This is a genomic window from Bradyrhizobium sp. CCBAU 53421 (genome assembly GCF_015291625.1).
Taxonomy (GTDB): Bacteria; Pseudomonadota; Alphaproteobacteria; order Rhizobiales; family Xanthobacteraceae; genus Bradyrhizobium.
Genome location: NZ_CP030047.1, coordinates 1,926,151 through 1,947,125, shown reverse-complemented (window position 1 = coordinate 1,947,125; position 20,975 = coordinate 1,926,151). Strand labels below are relative to the sequence as shown.

Below are 20,975 nucleotides of genomic sequence, written 5' to 3'. Positions count from 1 at the left end.
GGAGGTCGCGGCTGATATACGGCTGATTTGTGGCGGCGCATACCGCAGCATGGGGGCCATGCAGCGGTGCTTTAAGCGTGAACCTTTCGCCGGTTCCACCGATGCTTCGATCTGACAACTGTCAAGCATCCCGCGTCGCGCATAAGCATCGCAAATACGCAGATCCGGCGCAGCCGCCGAAACTGATCCGACGTCGTTCGCGCAATCGGCTGGAATAAATTCGGTCGCGTTCGATAAGCCCAAGACAATGTCGGCGTTGGCGCGTGGGATAATTATAATTGACTGACCGGACGGTCAATAGTAATGCAGACGCAGGTCACGCGACCACGGTCATCAGAAGCCGCAACGGGAGGTAATCATGGTCAGCGATCTGGTGTTGACCGATATCCGCGCCGGATATCGCGTCCTGACGCTCAACAGACCCGACCGCCTGAATTCATTCAGCGCCGATCTGCACAAAGCATTGATGGCCGCGCTGCTCGCGGCCGAGCAGGACAAGTCCTGCCGCGCGCTGATCCTGACCGGAGCGGGACGCGGGTTCTGCGCCGGGCAGGATCTCTCCGACGGCGTGTTCACGCCGGGCGAGACGCCTGATCTCTCGGTGCCGATCGAAAAATACTACAACCCGCTGGTGCGCAAGCTGCGCAGCATTCCGATGCCGGTCGTGTGCGCCGTCAACGGGGTGGCCGCCGGCGCCGGCGCGAACGTGGCGCTCGCCTGCGATATCGTGATCGCCGCACGATCGGCCAAGTTCATTCAGGCCTTCGCGAAGCTCGGCCTCGTTCCGGATTCCGGCGGCACCTGGTTCCTGCCGCGGCTCGTCGGCCCGGCGCGGGCCCGCGCCCTGGCCATGCTGGCCGAACCGGTCTCCGCGGAGCGGGCGGAGACGTGGGGCATGGTCTGGAAGGTGGTCGAGGATGCGGAGCTGATGCCCGAGGCCCATGCTCTCGCCGCCTCGCTCGCGACGCAGCCGACCGATGGCCTTGCGTTGATCAAGCAGGCACTCGATGCGTCCGAGACCAACACGCTCGACGCGCAGCTCACGCTCGAGCGCGATCTGCAGGGACGCGCCGGCCGGTCGGCGGACTATGCCGAAGGCGTCAGCGCCTTTCTTGAAAAGCGCGCGCCGCGGTTCACCGGGCGGGTCTAACCGCAGATTGAACGTTCCGCCGGCAAGGCGAGACGCATCATTGATCACAAGTCAGAGGGTTCAACTTCGATGACACAGCCTCAATCAAGCGACGCGCAGGCGGCGGACAAGGTCATGAAGCTCGACAGCTTCGTTCGCGGAAAATGGTCCGGTGCGGGCGAACCGGCCACCGAGATTCGCAGCGCGGTCACCGGCGATGTGGTGGCGCTCGCGACCAGGAGCGATCTCGACATGCGCGAGATCCTCGCCTATGGCCGCGCGGTCGGCGGAAAGAATCTCCGCAAGCTGTCGTTCCACCAGCGCGCCGGCTTGCTGAAGGCGCTGGCCGACTATCTGAGCCAGCACAAGGACCGGCTTTACAAGCTGTCGCTCCATGCGGGCGCAACCCGCGCCGACGCCGTGATCGACGTCGATGGCGGCATCGGCACTTTGTTCGTCTATGCCAGCAAGGGACGCCGCGAGCTTCCGAACACCAAATTCCTGCTCGACGGCAACGTCGAGGGGCTCTCCAAGACTGGCGCATTCGCCGGTCAGCACATCGTCACCCCGCTGCATGGCGTTGCCGTGCACATCAACGCGTTCAACTTCCCGTGCTGGGGCATGCTGGAGAAGCTGGCGCCCGCGCTGCTCGCCGGCGTTCCCGTCGTCACCAAGCCCGCAACCGTCACCTCCTATGTCGCCTATGAGCTGGTGCGGATGATCACCGAATCCGGCGTGCTGCCCGAAGGCGCCCTGCAATTCATCCTCGGATCGACCGGCAATCTGTTCGACCATCTCACCTGCCAGGACGTGGTGTCGTTCACGGGCTCGGCCGACACCTCACAGAAACTGCAACAGCATCCGGTCATTGCACGCGAAGCCGTCAGGTTCATCGCCGAGCGGGATTCGCTCAACGCCGCGATCCTGGCTCCGGACGCCGTACCGGGAACCCCGGAGTTCGACCTCTTCATCAAGGAAGTCGCGAAGGAGATGACGGTCAAGGCCGGGCAGAAATGCACCGCGATCCGCCGCGCGCTGGCGCCGTCGGCGCAGATCGGCGCCGTCGTCACGGCGCTGCGCGAGCGTCTCGCCAAGGTCACGATCGGCAATCCAGAGAACGAGAAAGTCAGGATGGGCCCGCTGGTCGGCCTCGCCCAGCGCAGCGATGTGCTTGCCCACGTCGCGAAGCTTCGCACCGAGGCCGAACTGGTGGCCGGCGATCCCGACAATTTCCCGCTCATCGACGCCGACGCGAAGCGCGGCGCGTTCGTTCCGCCGCTGCTGCTGCATTGCGCGATGCCGCTCGCCGCAACCGCGGTGCACGAGATCGAGGCGTTCGGGCCTGTCAGCACCGTGATGGGCTATGACGATCTGGACCAGGCCATCGCGCTGACCAATCGCGGCGGCGGCAGCCTGGTCGCATCGGTCTACACCCACGACGTCCCGGCCGCGACCGAGCTTGCGTTCGGCATCGGCAGTTTTCACGGCCGTGTCGCGATCATCGACCGCGACTGCGCGACCGAGCACACCGGACACGGTTCGCCGATGCCGCAGATGGTTCACGGCGGCCCGGGCCGTGCCGGCGGCGGCGAGGAACTGGGCGGCGTCCGCAGCCTCCAGCACTACATGCAACGCACCGCGTTGCAGGGCTCCGCTCGCATGCTGAGCGGCGTCACCGGCCGCTGGTTCAAGGGCAGCCCGATGCTCGAAGGCGACCTGCACCCGTTCCGCTACCACTACGACGATCTCGAGATCGGCCGTACGCTGGTCTCGAAGGCGCGGCAGATCACGCTCGACGACATCGAGCACTTCGCGCATTTCACCGGCGACACCTTCTATGCCCACATGGACGAGGAAGCGACCAAGGGACATCCGTTCTTCCCGGGCCGCGTCGCGCATGGCTATCTGCTGCTGTCGTTCGCGGCCGGCCTGTTCGTCGATCCCGACTACGGACCGGTTCTGGCGAATTACGGCCTCGACTCGCTGCACTTCGTGAAGCCGGTCCAGCCGGGCGAACAGATCCAGGTGCGGCTGACCGCGAAGGAGAAGACGCCGCGCAACAAGCAGTATGGCGAGGTGCGCTGGGACGTCGAGATCACGACCGGGACCGGCGAGACCGCGGCGACCTACGAACTGCTGACGATGAACGCGATGCGGGCGTAACGGCCGCTTCAGAGCAACTCGGCCTGCCGGCTCCGGCCGGCGGGCTTTGCCTTGCTGCGCGGCCGGGTGGCGGCAGCCTCTTCCGCGCCGGCCAACACCAGTTGCGTGACGAAGTCGGCGTATTCGGCGCGGGTCATCGGCCCGCCCTCGCGAAACCACATATAGTGCCAGTTCAGCATGCCGAAGACGCTCATCGTCAGCGGCTTGAGAATCCGCTTCTGCTTCGCCGTCGGCACCGCCGCGGCGAGCGCATCCGACATGATCCCGACCAGCGTCCGCTCGCTCGCCAGCAGCGGCTGCTGCTTGTCCTTCGGCAGCAGCTTGAGGCTCGCAATCTGGACCTGATGCTCGGCGTCGGCATGCCGGTAGAGCTCGAGCAAGGTGGCAACGATCGTCCTGAAGCGCTCAACCGGATCGCCGGCCTGCGCGCTCGCCCTGCGTACCGCCGTCACCAGCTCTTCGAGATGCGACGACAGGATATCGAAGAGGATCGCCTCCTTGTCGGGATAATAGTGATAGAGCAGCGCCTTCGAGACGCCGCACGCATCGGCGATCGTGTTCATCGACGTGCCGACATAGCCCGAGGCGGCAAACAGCTCGGCCGAGCGATGCAGCATCGAGAGGCGCTTGTCGTCATAGTCCTTGGCGCGCGATCGGGCCATATCCTGTCCGTTCCACCTGCCGGCTATTCGGCGCTCGCCTCGACCACCGGCCTAAAGCCACGTCCGGCGCGGCGATTCATTGACCATCCGGTCGGACAATTCTACGACGTATACGGAATAGGTGGGGGCGTTGCAATCCGCTCCTTGCAAACCAGGCTCGCGGGAACATGGCGGCACGTTGCCGACGAGATGGCGAGCCGCCGCGGACCGCCCTGCCATCTCCACAAGGAGCGCGACACGCACGTCAGAACGGCATCGGCCTGACGGTCGACGAACTTGTCTCGCTCAACAAGCGCGTCCAGGCGCTTCGTGACGCGTTGACCGCCTCAGCCGCGGACTGATCGACGAGCGCGGAGCGCTGCGATCGCTAGACCCAGCCGCCGTCGACGATGTGGCTCTGGTTGGTGCAGGCGCCGCTGTCATCGGCGGCGAAAAAGAGAACGACGCGGGCGATGTCGTCAGGCACGAGCTTGCGCTTGAGGCATTGACGCTGCATCAGCTCGGCCACGCCTTCGGGCGTCAGCCAGAGATCCTGCTGCCGCTGGGTCATGATCCATCCGGGCAGGATCGAGTTGACCCGCACATTGTACGGCCCGAGATCGCGGGCCAGCGCGCGGGTGAGGCCCTGAACCGCTGATTTGGCCGTGGTGTAGCAGGGCATGTTGCCCTGGCCGATCACCCAGCTCACCGAGCCGATGTTGACGATCGCACCGCCCCCTGCCTGCTTCATGTCGGGTGTGACCGCCTGGGCGCTGAAAAACTGATGCTTCAGATTGACGGCGATCCGCTCGTCCCAGAATTCCGGTGTGACGTCCTCGATCGCGTGGCGGTCGTCGCGCGCCGCATTGTTGACCAGGATGGTGATCGGTCCGAGCGCCTCGCGGATGCCGGCAACCGCGCGTCGCAGCGCGGCGATGTCGCGCAGATCGGCATGTTCGAAGTGCACGCGGGCATGTGCTCCCAGATCGGACAGCAGCTGCTCCGAGGACGTCACATCGATATCGATGAAACCGACCCGCGCGCCCTGGCTGATGAACTGGCGGACGATGGCCTCGCCGATGCCGGAACCGCCACCGGTGACCAGCACGGTCCGGTCCTTGAGGCTTGGATAAATGGCACCCTGCATTGGCATTCTCTCGCTTTGGCGCCTGAAGCGCGTCGGTTGCGTTGCCGCGGCTCAAGGCAAGAGCCACGGCTCCCGAGATTCACTCGGTCGTCTCCATGTGGTTTCGGTCCACGACCCGCAGCGTCCGCCGCACCATGCCGTCGACGATCGTCGCCGACTCGCTTGGACGCACGTGGATCGCGGTGGACTTGAGCAGCCACGGCAGCACCGCCTGCTCGAGCCGCTCCTCATAGGCACTGCGCATCATGTCGAACGCCTGCAGGCCGGGACCAGCGAGGATCACATGATGCGGGCGCAGCACCGATATCGTCGTGGCGACCGCCTCGGCAAGCGCGTGGCCGGCCTGGCGGAATAGCTGCTCGAGACGGGGATCGCCGGCGCGTGCCCGCGCGCGCAACAGTGCCATCTGCGCCTCGGACGGTTGCTGCGACACCGCCGGCGGCAGGTCGAGAAAGGTGCGGGCGTCGCGATAGAGTGCATAGTCGGCGAGATGCGCTTCGATGCAGCCGCGCTGACCGCAGCGGCACTGCGGACCGTTCGGCGTCAGCTTGACATGGCCGATCTCGCTGCCGGCGCCGGCACCCCAGCGCGCTTCGCCGTCGACAACGATGCCCATGCCGATACCGTGACCGACCATGAGCGTGGCCGTGAGGCCCTGCGCCAGCGCCGGCTCGGCCGCGACAAGGGCCAGCGCCACCGCAACCGCGTCGTTCGCCATCACGACGTCGACGCCGAACGCCTCACGGATCGGTGTCGCCAGATCGACGTCGGTGATCGACAGCGCCGGGCTCCACAGATGCCGGCCGGTGTCGGCATCGACGATGCCCTGCAGCGCAATCCCGATTCCGAGCAGCCGGTCCCGCGGCGTTGCGGTCTCATCGAGCATGGCCTCGATCTGCGCAGTCACGAGATCGCACAACGCGCCTGCATCGAGCCCGCGCGTCGTGAGTTCGAGTCGCGATTGCGCCAGGGCAGCGCCGCTGTAATCGGCGAGCAATGTCTCGACCAGGTTCATGCGGAGCGAGACGGCGATGACGCGGCCGAACTCGGGGTTCAGGGTCAGCAAGACCGCCGGCCGGCCGCGGCGGCGGCCGTTCAGCCCGTCCGCATCCTCGTCGTCGGTATCGTCCGGCCACGACGCCGCCACATCGGTCACGGCTTCGCAGAGCAGGTCCTCCGCCATGAGCTTCGACGTGATGGCCGAAATGGCCGGAAAGCTCAGCCCGGTGCTGCGGGCGAGCTCGACGCGCGGCAATGGTCCCTGACGCCGCAAGACCTCGACGAGACGGCCGCGGTTCGATCCGCGGGCCAGACTGGAAGCACGTCTCAGCGGTTCGGACTGCTCATTCATGTCGGCTTTTTTAATTCGCTTGATAAAATTATTCAACGGATGAGCCTCGGACGTTGGCCAAAAAGCGTCGATAGCGGCCGAAATACATCACCTTCCCACTATTTTTGCTTGAATACACAAACTCGAACATCCTTGACTGGACATTCTGTCGCGCTAATTTATTAGTTACGTGAATAAAATAAGGCGTGAAAAGCGCCGGACGTGAAATCCCCTCACCGGGGCTGTCGACAGGGAGGTGCATATGAATGACTCAATGAAAAGATTGATCGTGCCGCTGTTGGCGGGCGCGGCCGCGCTCGCGATGACAACGGGGATAGCACAGGCACAGCAAAAAAAGACCATCGCGCTGGTGACCAACGTCGCAGCCGACTTCTGGACCATCGCCGGCCGCGGGCTGGAGAAGGCGCAGAAAGAGCACCCGGAATACAATATCGAGCTGATCGTCACCAACGAAGGCACCGCGGCTGGCCAGCGGCGCGAGCTGGACGACCTCCTGGTACGCGGCGTCGCCGGCATCTCGATCTCGGTCGACGATGCGCCGCACGCCACCGAAGAACTCAACAAGGTCGCGGCCAAGACCGTGCTGATCACCACCGACAGCGACGCGCCGCAGAGCAACCGCCTCGCCTATATCGGCACCGACAACGTCGCGGCCGGGCGACAGGCCGGCGAGGAGATCAAGAAGGCGCTGCCGAACGGCGGCAAGATCGCGCTGTTCGTCGGCACGATGGACGCCGACAACGCCCGCGAGCGCGTCCAGGGCATCAAGGAATCGATCGCCGGCACCAAGGTCGAGCTGGTCGACGTGTTCACCGACCAGGTGGACTTTGCCAAGGCCAAGGCGAACATGGAGAACGTGCTCGTCAAATATCCCGATATCGCGCTGCTCTCCGGCCTGTGGAGCTACGAGACTCCGCTGATCTATGATGCGGTGAAGGCCGCGGGCAAGGCCGGCAAGGTGAAGATCGTCGGTTTCGACGAGGACCAGCGAACGCTGCGGGGCATTTCCGACGGCACGATCGAATCCACCGTCGTGCAGCAGCCCTACGAGTTCGGCTATCTCTCCGCCACCAACATCATCAAGACGCTGAACGGCGACAAGTCCTGGATTCCGAAGGACAGCAAGCTGATCGTGCCGACCAAGGTGATCAGCAAGACCAACGTCGCGGAGTTCGCCGGGCAATTGAAGGAACTGCTGAAGAAGTAACTTCGATCGGCTTCACCGCCCGGCCGCCACAGGCCGCCGGGCGGGGTGCGGGAGGACATGCCGAATGGCGGAGACGCTGCTCGAACTCAGCGGAATCAGCAAGACCTATCCCGGCGTCAGGGCGCTCGACGACGTCAATTTGCGCGTCTTCCGCGGCGAGGTGCTGGGCCTGATCGGCGAGAACGGCGCCGGCAAGTCGACGCTGATGCGCGTGCTGGCCGGCGTGATTGCACCGAGCGCGGGCGTGATCCGCATCGGCGGCAACGACCACGCAAGGATGACGGTGAACGAGGCGACCCTCGCCGGCATCGCCTTCGTGCACCAGGAATTGAACCTGTTCGAGAATCTCGACGTCGCGGCCAATGTCTTCATCGGGCGCGAGAAGCTCGCCGGCGGCCCGCTGAAGCTGGTCGACAATGCGGAGATGCGCGCCCGCGTCACGCCGCTGCTGGAGCGGCTGGGCGCCGATTTCACGCCGAGCACGCTGGTCGACAATCTGTCGATCGCGGAGCGCCAGATGGTGGAGATCGCCAAGGCGCTCTCGATCGATGCCCGCGTCATCATCATGGACGAGCCGACCTCCAGCCTGACCATTTCGGAAACCGAACGGCTGCTCGAGGTGATCGCCGACCTCAAGGCTCACGGCATCTCGGTGATCTACATCTCCCATCGGCTCGGCGAGATCATGAGCTGCGCCGATCGTGTCGTGGTGTTGCGCGACGGGCGCACCGTGGGCGAGCTGGCACGCGACGAGCTGAGCCATGCCGCCATGATCCGGTTGATGATCGGCCGCGACCTCAAGGCGCTGTACACGCCGCCGGCGCACGCGCCGCAGCCGGGCGGCTGCGACATCGCCGGCGTCGTGACGACGGCCTTTCCCGACCGGCAGATCGACCTTTCCGTGCGGCGCGGCGAGATCCTCGGCCTCGCCGGCCTCGTCGGCGCCGGCCGCACCTCGCTTGCCCGCGCGGTGTTCGGCATCGACCCGCTGCTGGGTGGCGAGATCAGGATCGACAATGCATCGGTCGGTGTCGCCTCGCCGCGCGATGCGATCAGGCAAGGGATCTATCTGGTGCCTGAGGACCGCAAGAAATCCGGGCTGGTGCTGGAGCTGCCGATCCGGGAGAACGTGACCCTCGCGAGCCTGCTGGATCATGCGCGGATGTGGCTCGTCAACGGCACGTCCGAGCGCAAGATCGCAAATGAGCAAGCGAGGCGCCTGTCGATCAAGGCGCCGAGCATCGACATCGAAGCGGTGACGCTGTCCGGCGGCAACCAGCAGAAGGTGGTGCTGGGCAAGTGGCTCTCGATGCAGCCGCGCGTGATGTTCTTCGACGAGCCGACCCGCGGCATCGATGTCGGCGCCAAGAGCGAGATCTACGCCCTGATGCGCAACCTCGCCGACCAGGGTGTCGCGATCGTGATGATCTCGTCCGACATGGAAGAGGTCATCGGCGTCTCCGACCGCGTCGCTGTGATGCATGAAGGCAGCGTCAGCGGCGTGCTCGAGCGCGACCAGTTCAGCGAATACAACGTGTTGAGGCTGGCGGTCGGCCAGGCGCTCGAAAACCTGGAGACCGCTGCGCCATGATGAAGAAGGAACTCGGCCTGTTCTTGCTGCTGGCGGTGATCTCCGCCATCACCGGCGCGATCAATCCGGCCTTCCTGTCGTTCGTGAACCTGCTGAACATGGCCAATCTGATCGGCCTGTTCGGTGTGTTCGCGCTCGGCGAAGGATTGGTCATCATCACCGGAGGCATCGATCTCTCGCTCGGCTCGATGTTCGCGCTGCTTGGCGTCGTCTTCATCGACCTGCTGACGACGTATCAGGTGCCCTGGCCGTTCGCGCTGTTGCTGGTCCTGATGGGCGGGCTTGCGCTGGGCGGCATCCAGGGTTTCCTGATCACCCGGCTGAAGATGCAACCCTTCATCGTGACGCTGTGCGGGCTGCTGATCTATCGCGGCGCCGCGCGCTACTACACCAGCGATTCGACGCGCGGCTTCGGCTATGGCGACGAGGCCAGCACCCTGAGCAACATCGCCTCCGGCAATGTCGCGGGCATTCCGAACACCTTCATCTTCCTGATCATCCTTGCGGTGATCCTCGGCGTGCTGCTGCACCGTTCGGTCTACGGGCGCTGGCTTTATGCCGTGGGCAAGAACGAGGAAGCGGCGCGCTTTTCCGGCATCAGGACGAACCTCGTGATCGCGACCGCCTATGTCATCAGCGGCGGCCTCGCCGGCGTTTCGACCGTCTTGTTCGTGTTCTATACCAACTCGGTCTCGCCGAGCTCGTTCGGCAACTTCTACGAACTCTATGCGATCGCGGCGGCCGTGCTCGGCGGCTGCAGCCTGCGCGGCGGCGAAGGCTCGATCCTCGGCATCGTGCTGGGCACCGCGCTGCTGCAAGTGCTGCAGAACCTCGTCAACATCCTCGGCATTCCGAACTCGCTGAACTTCGCAGTGATGGGAACCGTGATTCTGATCGGCGTGCTGGCGGATCAGCAGTTGCAGGCCCGGCGGCGGCGCAAGGCGGCGCTGGCCGGCCTCGCGCGCACGGCACCGAAAAAGGAAAACACAATTCTGCAAAACGCATCTCCGCGCAGCGCAACGGCATTGCCGACGAGTGCGGGCGATCAGGCATGACTCGACAAGGAAGAACCGCGATCGGGAATATGGCCGCGGCGACTTAGGTAGAGGAACAAGGGGGAGTTCGATGCGGAGACTGACGATGCATACGGCGCTCGCGGCAGCACGCAGGCCTCACCACCGCCTTGAAGCGCTTTGCTGTGCGCGCAGTTTCTATCTCAAGTTGACGGATCGCTGACTGACGGGGCGCGTTCCAGGCTGAAGGGCTTTGGGCGGGAACGTGACGGAAAATGGGACAAAGCCGGGGACGCTGGGAGTGCAGAAAATGTCACTTTGGTCGGTAAGCACCGCGCGGGCATGCGGCGTGGGGATCGCTTTGTTATCTCTGTTCAACGGCGGCGCGCATGCGGCCGACCTCCTGACCAAGGCTCCGCCGGTGCCTTACATGGAGACCGATGATTTCTGGACCAGACCGTATCTGTTCGGTGATCTCGGCAGGACACAGCTGAAGGAGCGGGGCATCTCGCTGGCCCTGACGCTGGGCGACGAAGCCGTCGGCAATCTGTCGGGCGGCAACAGGAACACCGCAACCCAGGCCGGACAGTTGTTCTTCCAGGCCAAGTTCGACATGGCAAAGCTTGCCGGCATCCAGGGCGGCACGGTCGGCCTCACGCTGGTCGACCGCTTCGGCCGCAACCTGAATGACGAGGCAGGCATTCCGGCCTTGCAACTGACCAACGAAGTCTTCGGCCGCGGCAGCATTCTTCGCCTGACCGAACTCTACTACTCGCAGAAGCTGTTCGATGACCGCCTTGAACTGAAAGGCGGCCGCCTTCCGGTCGGCTCCGACTTCTTCTTCGGCCTGTGCGAATTCATCAACCTGACGTTCTGCGGCGGCCAGCCGGGCAACATCCAGGGTGGCTACATCTACAACTGGCCGGTGAGCCAATGGGCCGGCGTCGCACACTACAACTTCGCCAAGGAATGGCAGCTTTCGGTCGGCGTCTACGACGCCAATCCGAACTATCTGACGACGTCGGACTCTGCGACCTACTTCCTGCCAGGCGTCCCCGGCTCGAGCCGGGCCTCCGGCGTGCTGGTGCCGGTCGAGGTGGTCTGGGCACCGAGCGGTCCGTTGAATGGGACCTGGCGGTTCGGCGGCTGGTATGACAGCGCATCGACGATCGACGGCGGCCTCCCCGGCATCATCGCGATCGCCCCCGGCATCGGCGGCGTCTCGGACCAGAATCTGGGCGATCAACGCGGCCGTTATGGCGTCTATGAATCGATCCTGCAGCGGCTGACCGTTGAGGGTGCAAAGGCACAGGGCTGGTACATGTTCCTCAACACGACCGTCGCCGATCACCGGACGGCGTATCAGGACTACCAGGTCGCGCTTGGCTTCAGGCACACCGGAACATTCTCCTGGCGCCCGGAAGACGAAGTCGGTTTCGCGGTGGGCACGACCCACGTGAATTCGGCGGCTCTCACCCTGAATGCAGGCGGCAACGAAGTTCCGATCGAAGCCTGGTACGGGTGGCAGGCGACCGGCTGGATGAACCTGAAGTTCGACGCCCAGTACGTGATCAATCCCGGCGGGCGCGGCTACAACGCCGCCGGCATCAAGACCGAGAATGCCTGGGTCCTTGGTCTGCGCACGCTGGTGCACTTCTGAGTCGGCGGGGGTTTGCCAGCATGCCGGAGCGAGGCCAGTCATGGTAACCCCTCACGACGCCGGGCTGGCGGTCCTGGAGTTGAAGGGCATCGGCAAGGACTTCGGCGCCATTCGCGCGTTACATGGCGTCGACCTGCGCGTTTCTCCCGGCGAGGTGGTCGGCCTGATGGGAGACAACGGCGCCGGCAAGTCGACGCTCGTCAAGATCATCGCCGGCAACTTCCCGCCAAGTCACGGCGAGATCCGCTTCGACGGCAAGGTGGTTCACTTCGCCCGTCCGATCGACGCCCGCGCGATCGGGATCGAGGTGGTCTACCAGGACCTCGCGCTCGCCGACAATCTCACGGCAGCGGCCAATGTGTTCCTCGGCCGTGAGCTCACGCGCAAGCTTGGTCCGTTCGCGTTGCTCGACCACAAGGCGATGGCAGCCCGCGCGCTGGAGCTGTTCGGCGAGTTGCGTTCGGAGACCCGACCGCACGATCTCGTCAGGCAGATGTCGGGCGGCCAGCGTCAGGCGGTCGCGATCGCGCGGACGCGGCTCTCCAATGCCAAGCTCGTCATGATGGACGAGCCGACGGCCGCGATCTCGGTCCGGCAGGTCGAGCAGGTCCTTGGCCTGATCCATCGCCTCAAGGAACAAGGCGTCGCGGTGATGCTGATCTCGCACCGCATGCCCGACGTGTTCGCGGTCTGCGACCGCGTCGTCGTCATGCGCCGTGGCGAGAAGCGCGCCGACAAGGCGATCGGCGACACCAGCCCCGAGGAAGTCACCTCCCTCATCACGGGAGCGAAGGAGGCTGCGTGATGGCCACGCCCCTGGAATCTCCCATCACCTTCAGCAATGTCGGCAAGGCCAGATGGTGGCAGAGCGGCCTGTTCGCCTCGCAGACCGGCTATGTCCTGCTCGCGCTGGTCGCGCTGTTCGTGGTGATGAACTTCGCCAGCCCTTATTTCCTCACCCAGGGCAACATACAGAATGTGGCGAAGAACTTTTCCTTCATCGCCATCGCCACGCTCGGCGTGACCTTCGTCATCATCACGGGCGGCATCGATCTGTCGGTCGGCTCGGTGATGTGCTTTTCCGCGATGATCACCTCGATGGTCATGACGCAGATCTCGACACCGGGCATGCCGGGCGCGGACTGGTTCGTGCATCTAGGTGACGACGGCAAGACCGTGATCGCCAATCTGCCCGGATTGATCCTGCTGGTCTCGGTCCTGGCAGGGCTCGGCGTCGCGCTGATCGTCGGCCTCGTCAATGGCTTCTGCATCGCGGTGCTCGGGCTGTCACCCTTCGTCACCACGCTTGGCATGCTCTCGATCGTGCGCGGCCTCGGCTATGTCGTCTCCAACGGCCGCGGCAGCTTTCCGAGCGGCCCCGAAGCCAGTTACTTCTACACGCTGACCTCGGGCGTCGTGTTCGGCATGCCGGCGCCGTTCATCTACCTCGTCGTACTTGCGGTGGCGATGGCAGTCGTGCTGCACCACACCAGTTTCGGCCGCCACGTCTTTGCCGTCGGCGGCAATGAGAAGGCGGCTGCGCTGACCGGCATTCCGGTCGTGCGGGTGAAGATCGAGATCTACGTGATCTGCGCGCTCGCGGCTGGTCTGCAAGGCATCATCATCTGCGGCTGGCTGGGATCGGCCCCGGCAAACATGGCGACGTCCTACGAGCTGAACGTCATTGCGGCCGCCGTCATCGGGGGCGCCAATCTCGCCGGCGGCGCCGGCGGCCCGCTCGGAGCCATCGTCGGCTGCGTGCTGCTCGAGGTGATCCGCAACGGCCTCGTGCTCGCGCAGGTCAACTCCTATTGGCAGCAGACCTTGGTGGGCGTGATCATCATCGCAGCGGTGCTGGTCGATCGTCTCCGCGCGCGCATGGCCTGAAGAGAGTTCGTTTCTGGAGGACCGCGAATGTCCGCCTGTCCGCCTCCGGAGCCGCCGATCTCAAGGGATGGGCACAAGAACAATGTGGAGGGAAGCAATGAGGAAGACACTTTTTGCCGCCGCGGTCCTCGCCATGATGGCGACGCCCGGCTTTGCCCAGAGCTATAAATTCGTGATCGTGCCCAAGGCGATGAACAATCCGTTCTTCGACTTCGCGCGTGACGGCTGCCAGAAGCGCGCCAAGGAGCTCGGCAACATCGAGTGCATCTACAAAGGTCCCGTCGAGCACGAGCCGGCGACGCAGGCGCAGATCATCCAGGATTTCATCACCCAGAAGGTGGACGGTCTTGCCATCTCGGTCGCCGACGTTGCCGCAATGACCAAGTCGATCGAGGCGGCGACCGCGGCCGGCATTACCGTCATCACGTTCGACTCCGACGCCCCTGCCTCGAAGCGCATCGCCTATATCGGCACCGACAACAAGGAGTTCGGCGTAGCGCTCGGCAAGCAATTGCTGAAGCTCCGGCCCGACGGCGGCAAATACGCGATGATCTCCGGCGGCCCGGGAGCGGAGAACCTGGCCGAACGCGTCGATGGCGTCCGCGAAGCGCTCAAGGGCTCGAAATGGACCGAAGTCGGGGGATCGCCGACGTTCTGCAACGACGACCCGGCGCTGGGCGTTCAGCAGATGACCGATCTGCGCACGGCAACGCCCGACCTTGCCGCGATCATCCCGGTCGGCGGCTGGCCGATGTTCGCGCCGGAAGGCTTCAAGGCGTTCGCCAGCAAGAGCAAGAAGGACATTGACGCCGGCAAGTTCACGCTCGTCGTCGCCGACACCCTCAGGATGCAGCTCGAGCTTCTCAACGAGGGTTATGCCAATGCGCTGATCGGCCAGCGTCCGTTCGAGATGGGCGAGAAGGCCATGGATACGCTGCTTGCCATCAAGAAGGGTCAGAAGGTGCCGCAGATCATCCACACCGGCCTCGACGTCGTGACCAAGGGCAACGTTGCGGCGATGTTGAAATAAGAGCGTGGGCAGCCCGCAGGCGACGTCACGCACTCGTGGAAAATGGTGCTTGGCACAGAAAAGCGGCGCCCTCGGCCGCGAGAGGGTGCCGTAGTCCAGAACCCCCTTCTCAGGATGGTGGGGTCCGCTACATTGCGAGACCCACTATTCGCGAACGGAATGCCCGGACTGGACATGGACAAGATGCGCGAACCGCTGGCGGCGGCCGGCCTGAGATATCTCGGCTGAGGGCGCTCGATTGGCCGGAAGATCGTTGAAGCGGCGCCGGCACCGCCATGCAGCCGCAACGTCCCGAGGCAACGCCGTCGCGTCGGGTCGGGTCGCCGCGGCTCCCCGTAAAATATCGAAAACAACCCCATGCAAAGTAGCAGGCGGGCCGCCGCAACCGTATCTATTTACCGCAAGCGGCGCGATTTAATCCGCGCAACGATCCGCCGCAGCATGGTCGAGCCCACCTCGTGGGAGCCGTCCAGGAAACGCGGTGAGGAGCACGCCGACCGTCTGGGCGCGCGCCGCATCGCGACGGAGCACGGCGTCGTCAGTTCGATTTCAGCTTGACGTACCTGCCAGGCGCCGGCTCGATGACCCCGTGGCTCTCGTTGCCAGCGTGCGTTGGGGCCGGAGCCGTTCCACTCGAATGCCGCTTCATCCATGCATCCCAATCGGGCCACCAGCTTCCGGGCCTTTCCTCGGCGCGGCCGAGCCAGTCCTTGGCTTCGCAATTGAGATCGTCGTTCAGCCAGTGGCTGCGCTTGTTGCGGGCGGGCGGATTGATCACGCCGGCGACGTGGCCGCTCGCGGCGAGCACAAAGCGGGGTTGCGTACCTATCAGATCCTTCGAACGGAAAGCGCTCTGCCAAGGCACGATATGGTCCTCGCGCGAGGCGAGCACGTAGAGCGGGATCTCGACGCGCGACAGGTCGATCGGCAGTCCACACTGCGTGGTCTTGCCCGGCTCCCTGATCTTGTTTTCGAGGTACGTGTTGCGCGCGTACCAACAATACATCGGGCCTGGCAGGCTGACGCTGTCCGAATCCCAGTACAGCAGGTCGAATACGTCAGGCGGTGCCCCCTTCATGTAACTGTCCACGACGTAACGCCATATCAGGTCGTTGGCGCGCAACGTTCCGAAGGTGAACGCGAGCTCCTTGCCGGGCAGGATGCCGCCCCGGCCGATGGTCGCCTCGCGCAGCGCGACCGAGCCTTCGTCGATCAGCAGCCCGATATCGCCGGTATCGGCGAAGTCGAGCATCGTCGTCAGCAGCGTGAGGCTCGTCAGCTTGTTCTCGCCACGCGCCGCCAGCACCCCCGCGGCGCAGCTCATGATCGTGCCGCCGACGCAGAAACCGAGCGCATGGACTTGCTCCACCTTGGCGATGTCGCGCACCACATCGATCGCCTGCAAGGGGCCTTTCTCCAGATAGTCGTCCCATGTGAGACGGCCCGTTTCAGGAACCGCGCTGCGCCAGGAGATCAGGAAGACCTGGTGGCCCTGCGCAACGGCGTATTCGACGAACGAATTGCCCTTGCCGAGATCGAGAAGATAGTACTTGTTGATGCAAGGCGGCACGATCAGCAATGGCGTTCGCTCGACCTCGACAGTCTGCGGCGTATATTGGATGAGCTGTATCAATTCATTCTCGAAGACGACCGAACCGGGCGTGACTGCGAGATTGCCGCCGACTTCAAACGCGGATTCATCGACGCGCGTAATCCGCCCCTTCCTCATGTCGTCGATAAGATTGGCCATCCCGCTTGCAAGGCTGGCCGAGCGCGTCTCGATGGCGGTTCGAATCACTTCGGGATTGGTCGCCGGAAAGTTTGACGGGCTCATCGCATCGACGAACTGCCGGGCGTAGAAGCGCAGCTGCAGCTTCGTCTTGTTGTCGACCTGGGCGCCCTCGACGAGCTCGTGCATCTGTCTGGCCGCCAGCAAGTAGGATTGCTTGAGGAGATCATAGTACGGCGTTTCCTGCCACGCCTCGTCCTTGAAGCGCTTGTCGCCGCGCGCCGGCTGGATCTCGGACTTGGTCCCGAGGGTGAATGTCCTGATCGCCGTGGCATTCCAGAATCGCCAGATCTGCGTCAGGTACTCGCGCTGCATGTCCAGGGCAAACGCGAACGGCGAGAACGTCTGCCCTGCCGGCGCCGCACCCTTCCCGCGTACGCCCATCGTCGTCGCTAGAGCTTCGTCGAACTGCTTCATCGACTGCTGACCGACCTGCATCAGGCGCTCAAGATATTCGGATGGATTCCCCGACGATGTGAAGCTGTTCATGTGTTGCCTCCTCCGCAGTCGCTTGGCAGCCAGGTTGTATTGTTTGTCCAGAGCTGCACGGCCGACAACATAAATCGTCGCCGACCTTGGTCGCGCCGTCCCGTTCACTGGTATTGCACCGCAACAGGCGAAGGCTATGCGCCGACGCGTGCCGTTGGTTTCGCCGCGCAAGCCCGCGGTGTACGTATCGTCCTGCTTCGCGCGGGCTCGGATGGTCCGCGCGCATCGACATCCTCGATCGTTCTTCAATGTCCAAAATTAACCTGAACGCTGTCGTTTCGAACCTTGCGACGGTGCATCAGCCAAATATGGTCAGGCCTTGCGGCGCGGGCGACGGTTCGCGCCCGGTTGCTTCGCGCGCAGCGTGTCTATCGGGTCGCCGGGTCCTGGGCGGGTTCGCGTGATCGATAACCCGCTTGCCGGAGGAGCGCGAAGCGGCGAGTGAGCTGCTTATTTCGCCTCGTCGACGATCCGTACAAATCGTTCAATATCCGTCGGCTGACCCGGGTCCCGTTGTCGTGCAGGGCTCCTGCCCGGCGCGACGGCATGCTTCCTCTTGCACCTCGCCCGGGGCTCGTTCATCTTCACGGCGAACAACGCCGGTGGATGCATCGGCATCGATGTTGCCCCCGCCAAGGAAGCGAATGCATGAGTACGGCATCTCCCACCATCATCTACACGCTGACCGACGAAGCCCCGGCGTTGGCGACCGCAGCGTTCTTGCCTATCGTGCGTGCGTTCACGGCCCCCGTCGGCATCAACGTCGTCACCAGCGACATCTCGGTGGCGAGCCGAATCCTTGGTGAATTCCCGGAATTCCTGACCGAAGAGCAGCGTTTACCCGACAACCTGGCCGAACTGGGCCGGCTGACGCTGCTGCCGGGCACCAACATCATCAAGTTGCCCAACATCAGCGCCTCGGTGGCGCAGCTGATGGCCGCGATCAAGGAGTTGCAGGACAAGGGCTACAAGATTCCCGACTATCCCGAGAGCCCAAAGTCCGACGAGGAGAAGGCGATCCGGGCGCGCTATGCCAAATGCACCGGGAGTGCCGTGAATCCGGTATTGCGCGAAGGCAACTCCGATCGCCGCGCTCCGCTCGCCGTGAAGAACTACGCGCGCAAGAATCCGCACAGCATGGGCGAATGGAGCCAGGCCTCGCGCTCGCACGTCTCGCATATGCATCACGGCGACTTCTATCATGGCGAGAAGTCCATGACGCTGGATAAGCCGCGTGACGTCAAGATGGAGCTGATCACCAAGAGCGGCAGAACCATCGTGCTCAAGCCCAAGGTGTCGCTTCAGGACCGCGAGGTCATCGACTCGATGTTCATGAGCAAGAAAGCGCTCCTGGAGTTCTACGAGCAGCAGATCGAGGACGCGTACAAGACGGGCGTGATGTTCTCACTGCACGTGAAAGCCACCATGATGAAGGTCTCGCACCCCATCGTGTTCGGCCACTGCGTGAAGATCTTCTATCGCGACGCTTTTGCCAAGCACGGCCAATTGTTCGAGGAACTTGGCGTGAACGTCAACAATGGCATGGTCGACCTGTACAACAAGATCGGCAGCCTGCCCCAGAGCAAGCAGGATGAGATCAAGCGCGACCTGCATGCCTGCCACGAGCACCGGCCCGAACTGGCGATGGTCGACTCGGCCAAGGGCATTACCAACTTTCATTCGCCCAACGACATCATCGTCGACGCGTCGATGCCTGCGATGATCCGGAACGGAGGCAAGATGTGGGGCGCCGACGGGCGCCTGAAGGATGTCAAGGCCGTGATGCCCGAAAGCACCTTCGCGCGCATCTATCAGGAGATCATCAATTTCTGTAAGTGGCACGGCGCGTTCGACCCCAGGACCATGGGCACCGTGCCCAACGTAGGACTGATGGCGCAACAGGCCGAGGAATACGGCTCGCACGACAAGACCTTTGAAATCCCTGAGGACGGCATCGCCAACATCACAGACCTCGCCACCGGCGAGGTGCTCTTGAGCCAGAACGTGGAGCAAGGCGACATCTGGCGCATGTGCCAGGTGAAGGACGCCGCCATCCGCGACTGGGTCAAGCTGGCCGTCAATCGCGCCCGGCATTCCGGCATGCCGGTCCTGTTCTGGCTGGACCCGTACCGCCCCCATGAGGCGCAGCTCATCACCAAGGTCAAAATGTACCTGCACGAGCACGACACCACCGGCCTGGATATCCAGATCATGAGCCAGGTGCGGGCCATGCGCTACACGCTGGAACGCGTGATCCGGGGTCAGGACACGATCAGCGCCACCGGCAACATTCTACGCGATTATCTGACCGACCTGTTTCCGATCATGGAGCTCGGCACCTCGGCCAAGATGCTGTCGATCGTGCCGCTGATGGCAGGCGGCGGCATGTACGAGACCGGCGCCGGCGGCTCGGCGCCCAAACACGTGCAGCAGCTGGTGGAAGAAAACCACCTGCGCTGGGACTCGCTCGGCGAGTTCCTGGCCTTGGCAGTATCACTGGAAGACCTCGGCCTGAAGACGGGCGACCAAAAAGCCAAGCTGCTGGCCAAAACCCTGGACGCCGCCACGGGAAGGCTGCTGGACAACCGGAAGTCGCCCTCGCCGCGTACCGGCGAACTGGACAACCGTGGGAGCCAATTCTACCTCGCAATGTATTGGGCACAGGAACTCGCCGCGCAAACCGAGGACCCCACATTGCAGGCGAAATTCAAACCGCTGGCCGAGTTGTTGACCCGCAATGAAGACAAGATCGTTGCCGAACTCGCCGCCGTGCAAGGCAAGCCCGCCGATATCGGTGGCTACTACCTGCCTGACTCGCACAGATGCGAAACCGTGATGCGCCCGAGCCCGACGCTCAATGCGGCGCTGGCCCAGATGGGACGCTCGTAGAGGCCCGAAGCCTGGTTCACATCGGAAACTTCGATCGACTGTGTCTCCGGGGCAGACAAAGGTGCGAAACGCGCATCGCGATTGATGCGCTCAGCCGGCGCCCGGCCCGAACCGATCGACGAGGAAATCGATGAACAGGCGAACCTTGACGGCGAGATGTCGGGTCGGCGGATACACCGCGTAAAGCGTCAGCGGCGGCGCCGAATAGTTCGCAAGGATAGCCTGCAGACGGCCGTCCTTCAGCGCCTCCGCCGCGATGAACTCCGGTATCAGCGCGACGCCCTTGCCCCTGACCGCCACGTCGCGCAGCACCTCCGCGTTGTTGACGCACAGCGACCACGCCGGCTGGATCCAGTGGACGCCGTCGCTGCCCGTCAGCTTCCATTGATTGCCCGTCAGCAGGAAGCCGTAGGTCAGCGAGACGTGGTCGCGCAGGTCCTGCGGATGGAGTGGCGTGCCATGACGTCTCAGATAGTCGGGCGATGCGCAGACCAGCCGCGGGACCGGAACGATCTTGCGCGCGATCAGGCTCGAGGATTCCAGTTCGGCGATCCGCAGCGTGACGTCGAAGCCGTCCTGAACAGGGTCAAGGAGATCGTCACTCAACACGAGTTGCAGCTGAAGGTCGGGATACTTCGTCATGAAATCGGCGAGCGCCGGCCCGAGGCGCATCGTGCCGAACGACATCGGCGCATTGACGCGTAACAGGCCGCGCGGCGCCGATTGCAGCTGGGTGACCGCCTGGTCCGCGGCGTCGACGTCCGAGAGGATGACGACCGCACGCTCGAAATACATCTGGCCGTTTTCGGTCGGGCTCGCGTGCCGGGTGGTGCGGTTCAGCAATTGCACCCCGAGGCTCTCCTCGAGATCTCCGACATATTTGCTGATCGCCGACCGCGAGAGCCGCATCTGGCGGCCGGCCTCGGCGAAGCTGCCGCTTTCGACGACCTTTACGAAGGCTCTGAGGCTCGCCAGCTTGTCCATCTACC

15 protein-coding genes are annotated in these 20,975 nt (G+C 64.0%); 10 read left to right on the top strand and 5 right to left on the bottom strand.

What is annotated here, in order from left to right; translation table 11 throughout:
- Positions 1 to 358 precede the first annotated feature (358 nt).
- Positions 359 to 1,150 (top strand): 2-(1,2-epoxy-1,2-dihydrophenyl)acetyl-CoA isomerase PaaG, encoded by a 792-nt coding sequence (gene paaG / locus XH92_RS09210; protein WP_194458928.1) that lies wholly within the window; start codon positions 359 to 361, stop codon positions 1,148 to 1,150.
- Positions 1,151 to 1,264: 114 nt separating this feature from the next.
- On the top strand, positions 1,265 to 3,292 hold the full coding sequence (gene paaZ / locus XH92_RS09205) for a phenylacetic acid degradation bifunctional protein PaaZ (protein ID WP_194461187.1): 2,028 nt from the start codon (positions 1,265 to 1,267) through the stop codon (positions 3,290 to 3,292).
- 8 nt (positions 3,293 to 3,300) lie between these two features.
- Here paaZ and XH92_RS09200 read toward each other — a convergent pair whose 3' ends face one another.
- From XH92_RS09200 to XH92_RS09190, 3 genes are all read right to left on the bottom strand, one after another.
- Positions 3,301 to 3,954 (bottom strand): TetR/AcrR family transcriptional regulator, encoded by a 654-nt coding sequence (locus tag XH92_RS09200; RefSeq protein ID WP_194458927.1) that lies wholly within the window; start codon positions 3,952 to 3,954, stop codon positions 3,301 to 3,303.
- 367 nt (positions 3,955 to 4,321) lie between these two features.
- Positions 4,322 to 5,080 carry an SDR family NAD(P)-dependent oxidoreductase gene (locus XH92_RS09195; RefSeq protein ID WP_194458926.1) on the bottom strand — a complete coding sequence of 253 codons (759 nt, stop codon included), beginning with the start codon at positions 5,078 to 5,080 and terminating at the stop codon, positions 4,322 to 4,324.
- A gap of 79 nt (positions 5,081 to 5,159) precedes the next feature.
- On the bottom strand, positions 5,160 to 6,431 hold the full coding sequence (locus XH92_RS09190; protein WP_194458925.1) for an ROK family protein: 1,272 nt from the start codon (positions 6,429 to 6,431) through the stop codon (positions 5,160 to 5,162).
- A gap of 241 nt (positions 6,432 to 6,672) precedes the next feature.
- On the opposite strand from XH92_RS09190, the gene XH92_RS09185 reads away from it, so the two are divergent.
- The 7 genes from XH92_RS09185 (at position 6,673) to XH92_RS09155 (ending at position 14,819) form a co-directional block, all read left to right on the top strand.
- The gene (locus XH92_RS09185; RefSeq protein WP_194458924.1) at positions 6,673 to 7,638 is read left to right on the top strand and encodes a sugar-binding protein; all 966 of its coding nucleotides are present in this window, start codon (positions 6,673 to 6,675) and stop codon (positions 7,636 to 7,638) included.
- 64 nt (positions 7,639 to 7,702) lie between these two features.
- The gene (locus XH92_RS09180) at positions 7,703 to 9,229 is read left to right on the top strand and encodes a sugar ABC transporter ATP-binding protein (RefSeq protein WP_194458923.1); all 1,527 of its coding nucleotides are present in this window, start codon (positions 7,703 to 7,705) and stop codon (positions 9,227 to 9,229) included.
- Entirely contained in the window at positions 9,226 to 10,284 is a 1,059-nt protein-coding gene (locus tag XH92_RS09175; protein WP_194458922.1) for an ABC transporter permease, read from the top strand. The genes XH92_RS09180 and XH92_RS09175 overlap by 4 nt, the downstream gene beginning before the upstream one ends.
- Positions 10,285 to 10,552: 268 nt before the next feature.
- Complete coding sequence (locus XH92_RS09170; protein WP_194458921.1) at positions 10,553 to 11,902, top strand: carbohydrate porin; 1,350 nt, start codon at positions 10,553 to 10,555, stop codon at positions 11,900 to 11,902.
- Positions 11,903 to 11,942: 40 nt separating this feature from the next.
- A complete protein-coding gene (locus tag XH92_RS09165) occupies positions 11,943 to 12,707 on the top strand; it encodes an ATP-binding cassette domain-containing protein (protein WP_194458920.1) in 765 nt (254 codons plus the stop codon).
- Entirely contained in the window at positions 12,707 to 13,789 is a 1,083-nt protein-coding gene (locus tag XH92_RS09160) for an ABC transporter permease (RefSeq protein WP_194458919.1), read from the top strand. The genes XH92_RS09165 and XH92_RS09160 overlap by 1 nt, the downstream gene beginning before the upstream one ends.
- Positions 13,790 to 13,886: 97 nt before the next feature.
- Positions 13,887 to 14,819 carry a sugar-binding protein gene (locus tag XH92_RS09155; protein WP_194458918.1) on the top strand — a complete coding sequence of 311 codons (933 nt, stop codon included), beginning with the start codon at positions 13,887 to 13,889 and terminating at the stop codon, positions 14,817 to 14,819.
- A 538-nt stretch (positions 14,820 to 15,357) separates the two neighbouring features.
- On the opposite strand, the gene XH92_RS09150 is transcribed toward XH92_RS09155, so the two are convergent.
- Complete coding sequence (locus XH92_RS09150; RefSeq protein ID WP_194458917.1) at positions 15,358 to 17,097, bottom strand: alpha/beta hydrolase; 1,740 nt, start codon at positions 17,095 to 17,097, stop codon at positions 15,358 to 15,360.
- 648 nt (positions 17,098 to 17,745) lie between these two features.
- Here XH92_RS09150 and XH92_RS09145 point away from each other — a divergent pair.
- A complete protein-coding gene (locus XH92_RS09145; protein WP_194458916.1) occupies positions 17,746 to 19,986 on the top strand; it encodes an NADP-dependent isocitrate dehydrogenase in 2,241 nt (746 codons plus the stop codon).
- A 90-nt stretch (positions 19,987 to 20,076) separates the two neighbouring features.
- Here XH92_RS09145 and XH92_RS09140 read toward each other — a convergent pair whose 3' ends face one another.
- Entirely contained in the window at positions 20,077 to 20,970 is an 894-nt protein-coding gene (locus tag XH92_RS09140; RefSeq protein WP_194458915.1) for a LysR family transcriptional regulator, read from the bottom strand.
- Positions 20,971 to 20,975 lie beyond the last annotated feature (5 nt).

Excerpts from the sequence above, each read along its gene's own strand:
- paaG (WP_194458928.1), top strand. The coding sequence starts at position 359 with ATGGTCAGCGATCTGGTGTTGACCGATATCCGCGCCGGATATCGCGTC.
- paaZ (WP_194461187.1), top strand. The coding sequence starts at position 1,265 with ATGAAGCTCGACAGCTTCGTTCGCGGAAAATGGTCCGGTGCGGGCGAA.
- XH92_RS09200 (WP_194458927.1), bottom strand. The coding sequence starts at position 3,954 with ATGGCCCGATCGCGCGCCAAGGACTATGACGACAAGCGCCTCTCGATG.
- XH92_RS09195 (WP_194458926.1), bottom strand. The coding sequence starts at position 5,080 with ATGCAGGGTGCCATTTATCCAAGCCTCAAGGACCGGACCGTGCTGGTC.
- XH92_RS09190 (WP_194458925.1), bottom strand. The coding sequence starts at position 6,431 with ATGAATGAGCAGTCCGAACCGCTGAGACGTGCTTCCAGTCTGGCCCGC.
- XH92_RS09185 (WP_194458924.1), top strand. The coding sequence starts at position 6,673 with ATGAATGACTCAATGAAAAGATTGATCGTGCCGCTGTTGGCGGGCGCG.
- XH92_RS09180 (WP_194458923.1), top strand. The coding sequence starts at position 7,703 with ATGGCGGAGACGCTGCTCGAACTCAGCGGAATCAGCAAGACCTATCCC.
- XH92_RS09175 (WP_194458922.1), top strand. The coding sequence starts at position 9,226 with ATGATGAAGAAGGAACTCGGCCTGTTCTTGCTGCTGGCGGTGATCTCC.
- XH92_RS09170 (WP_194458921.1), top strand. The coding sequence starts at position 10,553 with ATGTCACTTTGGTCGGTAAGCACCGCGCGGGCATGCGGCGTGGGGATC.
- XH92_RS09165 (WP_194458920.1), top strand. The coding sequence starts at position 11,943 with ATGGTAACCCCTCACGACGCCGGGCTGGCGGTCCTGGAGTTGAAGGGC.
- XH92_RS09160 (WP_194458919.1), top strand. The coding sequence starts at position 12,707 with ATGGCCACGCCCCTGGAATCTCCCATCACCTTCAGCAATGTCGGCAAG.
- XH92_RS09155 (WP_194458918.1), top strand. The coding sequence starts at position 13,887 with ATGAGGAAGACACTTTTTGCCGCCGCGGTCCTCGCCATGATGGCGACG.
- XH92_RS09150 (WP_194458917.1), bottom strand. The coding sequence starts at position 17,097 with ATGAACAGCTTCACATCGTCGGGGAATCCATCCGAATATCTTGAGCGC.
- XH92_RS09145 (WP_194458916.1), top strand. The coding sequence starts at position 17,746 with ATGAGTACGGCATCTCCCACCATCATCTACACGCTGACCGACGAAGCC.
- XH92_RS09140 (WP_194458915.1), bottom strand. The coding sequence starts at position 20,970 with ATGGACAAGCTGGCGAGCCTCAGAGCCTTCGTAAAGGTCGTCGAAAGC.